The sequence below is a fragment of the Desulfobacterales bacterium genome (assembly GCA_034003325.1).
Classification (GTDB): Bacteria; Desulfobacterota; Desulfobacteria; order Desulfobacterales; family JAFDDL01; genus JAVEYW01.
On the sequence record JAVEYW010000037.1, the window covers coordinates 1 to 6,700 of the forward strand.

7 protein-coding genes and 2 tRNA genes are annotated in these 6,700 nt (G+C 49.8%); 2 read left to right on the forward strand and 7 right to left on the reverse strand.

The window, feature by feature from the left end; translation table 11 throughout:
• Positions 1–191: 191 nt before the first annotated feature.
• Positions 192–267 (forward strand) — tRNA-His (locus tag RBT11_20435).
• A gap of 54 nt (positions 268–321) precedes the next feature.
• A tRNA-Arg gene (locus tag RBT11_20440) sits at positions 322–398 on the forward strand.
• Positions 399–761: 363 nt separating this feature from the next.
• Here RBT11_20440 and RBT11_20445 read toward each other — a convergent pair.
• From RBT11_20445 to RBT11_20475, 7 genes are all read right to left on the reverse strand, one after another.
• Entirely contained in the window at positions 762–1,232 is a 471-nt protein-coding gene (locus tag RBT11_20445) for a hypothetical protein (protein ID MDX9789154.1), read from the reverse strand.
• A 339-nt stretch (positions 1,233–1,571) separates the two neighbouring features.
• Positions 1,572–2,867, reverse strand: coding sequence for a transposase (locus RBT11_20450; protein MDX9789155.1), 1,296 nt, complete (start codon positions 2,865–2,867; stop codon positions 1,572–1,574).
• Positions 2,858–3,811 (reverse strand): DUF4338 domain-containing protein, encoded by a 954-nt coding sequence (locus RBT11_20455; GenBank protein ID MDX9789156.1) that lies wholly within the window; start codon positions 3,809–3,811, stop codon positions 2,858–2,860. Before RBT11_20455 ends, RBT11_20450 begins: the two co-directional genes overlap by 10 nt.
• Positions 3,780–4,142 (reverse strand): IS66 family insertion sequence element accessory protein TnpB, encoded by a 363-nt coding sequence (gene tnpB, locus RBT11_20460; GenBank protein MDX9789157.1) that lies wholly within the window; start codon positions 4,140–4,142, stop codon positions 3,780–3,782. The genes RBT11_20455 and tnpB overlap by 32 nt, the downstream gene beginning before the upstream one ends.
• The gene (locus RBT11_20465) at positions 4,139–4,504 is read right to left on the reverse strand and encodes a hypothetical protein (GenBank protein MDX9789158.1); all 366 of its coding nucleotides are present in this window, start codon (positions 4,502–4,504) and stop codon (positions 4,139–4,141) included. The genes tnpB and RBT11_20465 overlap by 4 nt, the downstream gene beginning before the upstream one ends.
• A gap of 374 nt (positions 4,505–4,878) precedes the next feature.
• Positions 4,879–5,667 carry a DUF2726 domain-containing protein gene (locus tag RBT11_20470; protein MDX9789159.1) on the reverse strand — a complete coding sequence of 263 codons (789 nt, stop codon included), beginning with the start codon at positions 5,665–5,667 and terminating at the stop codon, positions 4,879–4,881.
• Positions 5,668–5,839: 172 nt separating this feature from the next.
• Entirely contained in the window at positions 5,840–6,478 is a 639-nt protein-coding gene (locus RBT11_20475; GenBank protein ID MDX9789160.1) for a hypothetical protein, read from the reverse strand.
• Positions 6,479–6,700: the final 222 nt, after the last annotated feature.

Here is a 6,700-nt window from a genome sequence, read left to right on the forward strand (position 1 = left end):
GGGAGCGCGCAGCATTGCGCAGAAAATGCGACAGCTCACGTTTAATGCACGGGCAGTCTTCGACTATTTTCGCATGACCAAAAACTCATGTGCGCCGGTGACGTCGAATTAGAACAAATTTACCGTGCACCAGCCATAGATTTCCCTTGAAATAAGCAATTCAATCTGTTAATTGGTTAGCCTCTTCTGCGGTGGGTGTAGCTCAGTTGGCAGAGCACCTGGTTGTGGCCCAGGTGGTCGTGGGTTCAAGTCCCATCACTCACCCCACCTAAAAAAATAGGGTCATTGCAGTTCATACCCTGCAATGGCCTTTCCGCTTACGCGCCCGTAGCTCAGCTGGATAGAGCGCCGGACTTCGAATCCGTAGGTCGGGGGTCCGAATCCCTCCGGGCGTACCAAAAAAAGCAAGGGGTTACAGCTCATAAGGCTGAGCCCCTTTTTAAGTTTTTGGCGTTTTGTACAAGGACTGTACAAGGATCTGGATCAACGGACTTTCAGCAGGTTGAAAAACCATACCCCCTATGAAGCCCCAAAATAAAAAACCGGCCCCCGTAGGAAGCCGGTCAAGTGTTTTTGATAATTCTGCCAAAAGGGTCAGGTCCCCTAGTATCCAAATTAATCACATTACGTTTCCGGAAACAAAATATCCCGGTACCGGTCACCGGTTTCCATTAATAAGCGCTCTATCACCTTTCCCCTGGATACACCCCAGGCACCTGCCAAAGCCGAAAGCCGCCATGAAGCTGAGGCCGGCAACCCAGCTATTTTTTAGGCCTCTTGTCAGTGGCCAAGGCATTTAACCCATCGCGAAGGTTAGAAAAAACATTGTAAAAATAATGTGGCCTCGCGTCATTTATTTTGATGGCCTCAGTCAAAATAATCGACATTCGACTTTCCAGGCGCGCGTGAATGTCTGAGATATAATCGTCAAATTCAAGAACTTGGCCGGACTCCCCTATTGGCTTGAGCTTTCGCCGTTTGCCATCACCCTCAAAGTCACCGCCAATAAAAATCTTTAGGCCCGGTATCCGCATGGCGGCTTTCCGCTCAAGGGCTTTAACGATTCGTGGAGAGTAGCGATATGCAATGGCAAGGGGCTTGACCGTGACATAATTACCGGTCACGCCGGCAGCCCTGGCAGCCATAACAGGTGAGCCGTTATAGGCCTCAACAAACCGCCGCTCGTCAGCCTTGAGCCCCTTTGTATATTTTTTTGACTCCGCCTCTTGCAAACGTTTAATCCATCGTGCCCGCGTCCGGGGGCTCTCGATGTACCGGAGCCAGATAAGGTGCCGAATTACCGTCTTCAGATTTTGGGCCTTGCGTTCGCAAAATTTGAGGCGGACAGTGTGTTGATTCAGGGTAGATTGCTTTAATGGCTGGCCGGTGCGCTGGTTGAATGGATTCTTTATTTTTCGCCTGTGTTTGATAATGGCGCTAATCGTGTATTTGGTGTTCTTCCGGCAGGCGTGCGCAATGAAATTTTTTTCAGTTATCGGGCCACCGTTTACAGAGCAGAGAGTCGAAATTACTGGCAGAAGCCAACAACAAGGCCGCTGCTGGTATGAAGGTTAGGGATGTTGAGGGTTATAATTCCAAGGCAAGAAATCGCTGGGAGAGAGTATCAGCTTCGATGCCTGTTTGAGCAGCCACGTAAGATAATCGAGTGGATTGATCCCGGCCATCTGACAAGTGTGGATCAGGCTCATAAACAGATCCCCCACTTTAGCGCCCCGTTGGGTCTTGTAGAACAGCGCATTTTTGCGGTGGAGAATGGCGTGTTTTAGCGCCTGTTCGCATATGTTATTATCCAGCGGAGCGCCGGGTACATGTAAAAACCGGGATAATTTTTCCCAATGCCGGAGCATGTAATGTATCGCTTTGCCCAGGCCGGAGTTTGGTTCCACGAGTTTTTCACCGATCTGCCGGTTACACCAGGCGTTAAGATCGGCCATGAGCGGACCGCTGTGAATCTGATGATATTTGAGCCGCTCCTCCATTGGCAGTGCCTGTTGTTTGGTAATCGCATCATGGTGGTAGACGGTTCCCAGTTTTTTGATGACATATTCGCACTCTTCAGGGAAACGGTTCACCCATGCCACAAATTGACGGCGAGCGTGGCTAAGGCAATTGGCCATGATGGTTTCAAAATCCTTGGATGCGTTGCGGCTGAGGGCATCGCACATCTGGATAGGGGGCGCAAGGCCAGTGGCTCGCTGTTTTAAAAGTTCAGTGAGGTTTTCCCCGGCATGCTGCCGGCCGGTCATGAACAGGCCGATCCGATGCTCATCCCGGATGCTGACGATGCCTGAAGTAAAGATTCCCGTGCGGTTATTTTCCGTTTCAGCCGGAAGCGCCGGGGTGAACACCTCGCCGCAAAGATTGCAGCGAAGCCGTGTTCGTTCATACACGGTGGCCTTGAGCGGTGCGTTGCCGGTAATGTGAACAAACACCGAGGGCATGGCCAACTCGTAGAGTTTACCCTTTTCACATTCCGGACAGGGATCTTTGGGCGCAAGCCGGGAGTGTTCGATAATGACCCTGGTAGCCCCCTCATAGGCGGATGCCGGCTTTTTGCCATGGCCTTTTTGTTTTTTGAGGGGTGCTTCCGGTTTTTCTTCAGACTTTTCCTTGCGCTTGAGGATATTTCTGGCTGTTTCGGTGGGAGCGCCCAGCAAATATTTGCACAATCGTCCGATGGAAGTATTTTTCTCTTCTATAACCTGGCTCAGTGTCTCCACGGTTTCGCTCATCGCATGGATTTTATCCCAGTCTGAGTCGAGAAGCGCCCGCTTTTTGATTCGTTCTTGAAGCGCTTTGAGCTCTTTTGGGGGGAGCTGGAGACGTTTGGGTGATTTTACCGGCATAGCGTCTCCTTATACTTGCGATCCAGAGGGTAGAGCCAGATGGTTTTGAGCGGTTTACCCCAGGCGTTGGTGTAATCATATTTGCCTCGACCGCGGGTTTTTCCCACACAAGTCCAGTTGGCGGCCTTGTAGCAGGTGCCGTTAAATCGGGGCGTTTCAACAAATGTCTCAAGCAGCAGCGGGCGGTAATGGTAACGCTCTTGCCACAGATCGGGAAGCGCGCGCGCTGCCGTTGACAGGATGCGGGATGCCAGGTTTTTGCCATGGACCCAGGGTAAAATTAAAAAACGGCTGTTATCCACGACGCGATGAAGATGGGCTCTTCGCGCAGAATCGCTCCAGCCGATAAAGCTATCCCGGGGAGCCACCCGCCATGCGGCGGCGGAAAAACCCAATAAGGCAAGGAGTTGATCTCCCGCGCGGACAAAGAAGCGCATCTGAGCCCCTCCCATGCGACAGTAGCCCAGATAATGATAGCGATCAATCAACTCGTTCCAAAAAGAGGTGCTCTTCCGGTTGACCGGTTCAAGAAAAAGCGATAGCGCGCCTGCGTCAAAATGGATATCGGAGCCGGGTTCTCCCCGCGGCGTACGGTTAACGGCTTTCACCGGGTTCGGCTTTTTTCGCGGCACCGGCAGAGGGATCAGCCCGTTTCGCTCCAAACGCAGCATCGCTACCCGGCAGCTCATCTCTTTTAGTCCTCCGTCGGGTTTATACCAGTGCCTGTAACGGCAAAACTCCCGGGATAAATCGATCCGGGTCAATTCCGGCCGGCTTATAACCTGATGGACAATCCAGTCAATTTCCGGCTGGCTGAAATTCCGGCCACAAATTTGCATTTCGGATTCCTTTCGACGCGTTTTGGTTTCCGTATAGCAAAATCTTTTGTCCGTGGCCAGTGCTTTTTTCGATTCAAGCATTTTTTTTGATGGGGCGAAATTCATCGACTTTTGCCATTTTCAACGGATCGGCATTCCACAGCAGCGCCTGGAGTTGCCGAGAGGAAAGCGCAACCCCATTGCGGCATGTGGATTGAAAATTCCAGATAAACCGCCCTCTGGATAGACGGTTATGGCACATCCAGAATCCCTGGCCATCGAAGATAAAAACCCTTATGGCCTGTCTTGATTTATTCACAAATACAAACAAGGCGCCGCTAAAAGGATCGGCCTGAAGTCTCTTACGGCAAAGCGCTGCGAGCCCGTCGATACCTTTGCGGAAATCCACCGGCTCCGCGGCCACCAGGATGCGCATCTGAGGGGTGATCTGTATCATGAGAAAAACTCACGTACCAGCTCACCGACCGCCGGCATCATCCCATTGCCCGATAAGCGTAAACTGGCCCCGTCCGGCCGGTCACAAGTCAGATGCCATTGCCCGGAAAAACAGCCGCTATCCAATTGCACAAATCCTGTGCTCGTTTTCTCCGGTGATACGCGCAGTTTCAAATCCGTATTTGAGAGTCCGAGACGTCGGCACACCTTATTTATGGAGTAGGAATGACAAAGGGCAGCAGCTGCGTGCCATAATTCGAGGGGTATGCGTTCACGCTTGGATGATCGACTGCTTCGCCATTGCTCAAACCGTTGCGCTACAGTTTCTAACGAAATGATCTCGCTGGTCGTATTTTCGTCCATTGGCCATCCTCCTTCTGGTGTTGGATGGCTCTTTACTAACCCCATTTCGCCCTTGGAAGTTAAGCACGCTTGCCGGAAGGACACTGTAGATTGAATCATCTTTATAAGGTTCGGAAGTTACATATCCCGATGCGACAATACCTCTGGGCTCAATTTTTTGTCGTAAAAGGAAGAACCTATCTCCTGGCCTCAGTTTCTTGCTACGGCCACAGCTCCAATATCTGTTGAAATGACCGTGGACAGAAATCTCGTGGATACAATTATCAATATCATCCCATGAATATTTCGCTGGGTTCCATGTCAAAAGATATGTGGATACAGGCATCATTTGTTACTCCCAACGCTCGCCCTAACCGGGCGGCGGAATTATTTTGCTACGAAGGGCGCAAGAAATTCCGCTCCGGTTCAGGGCATGGTTGGGCGCTGACGGGGATGATGCAGCGACACTTTGGAAAATCACTACAACCCCAAAATTCTTGTCCTGGATTAGCGCCGTTTTTTGATTTTCTCCGCACCATTGGCGATGAGCACTTCGGGCATATAGGCCCCTCGGATTCGGCGGCAGGTGGTATCGTCGCGGATGCTTCAATGATCTCATGGACAGCTTCAGTTTGCGGATCGGCTGTTGGGATATCGCGAGATATCGCTGAAAGCTCGAGTTCGGTACTTGGCAAATTAACTTCAGCAAGGATTTTTTCTCGGATTTCTGGTACGGAATAGGCTCGTCGCGCAGGCACCTGAATTAGAGGCAACGAGATAGCGTTGCAAAGACCAACCAAAAAGGCGTCTCGGCCTTGGCGCTTATTCTTCTGATGGGATTTATCATCCAGTTCAATGGCACCAAAAACCGCCAAATCACTTTTCTGACAAATCACGAAATCGAAATGTTTTGCGCTTATACGGTTAAATGATCGTTGCCAAACACTTCGATTAGACATTGATTTTACACTGACGACATCAGCAACGCGGACTTTTCCGAATACGCGATACTTGTCGCCGATCGCTTGCTCTAGGGCCCCAAGGAAAGACCTCTCCGCAGGTGAAAACAAAACTTGATTCATAATGTATGGATACCCATCGGGTTTTCCACTTTGCCACTTTAGCCTCAATGTCACGACAAAGAGCACAATAACAATAATCAATAACACCGTAGTCCATTCCATATGTGTTCCTTCTCAACGCCCAACGAAAAGTTCACCCGCCGGGAACCCTTAAAAAGCATTTGTAAAAGCAACTTTCGAAGTACATGCGACTAATTTGGGAAATTGCCGAGCTGGTTCCCGGTCGAGAGTGAAACGCATTGTTAGCAAATTTTGTTCTGAAATTTCTCTGGTGCTATTTGTCTGCAGACGTTAAAAATGATATCTTTTCCGCCAGTCTTTCCAACACCTCCTTAGTCGCTCGTTTCACCGACTCTGCTATAACCTTACTCGCCCCATCGCACATGTGACCACCCCCACCGTCACTGCTTCTCTGGGCGTTTGCATGCGCATATCTTTGCTTTTTCTTTTTGTAGTCAATTACTAAGGCCGTTAATGATATGTCTGTCGTGGCAGAACAATACCCCTCCACGGGGCCTACTGAGCAATTGAACTTAGGATAGAACTCATCTAATTTTACAATAACCGTCCCTGACAACTTCTCTTTAGATACCATTTCTTCTGATGGAGTTGAAGATCGTGGAAAGGCATTTTCAAACAAATTGTTCATAGCGTGCCCAATAGATGTTGAGAGCGCTTCAGTGGCATCAACAGGATACGTATGTAAACTGCAAACATGCGAAGATGCTTTTATTTGGCGCGATGCAGTTTTTACTGAATCATCGACAATATATGCCCAATTGCCAGGTATTTTACCTCCATCCACAGTATAGATATTGATCCCAGCAACAGCATCCGGACGGGTTTGGTAAATTTGCGCTTGATAACACCCCGACAGAAATATCGTAACAAACACCATGGTCAATATACGCATAACAGATCTCATTCTCCTTTTTGGGTTTATTTGCTAAAGGTCAGCCATCACCGGCGGGAATGAAGCGGCAGCGGAATTCCCGTCCGTGTGCATGGTATTGATATTTGTTATGGCCTCAAGCAAATCCTGAGACCGTCAGTGGCAGATACACGCTCTGACATTTTCCCGGTCTCCGACGAGCATTTGTGGGCCCATTCTCGACCGGGAAAATGTCAGAGATAG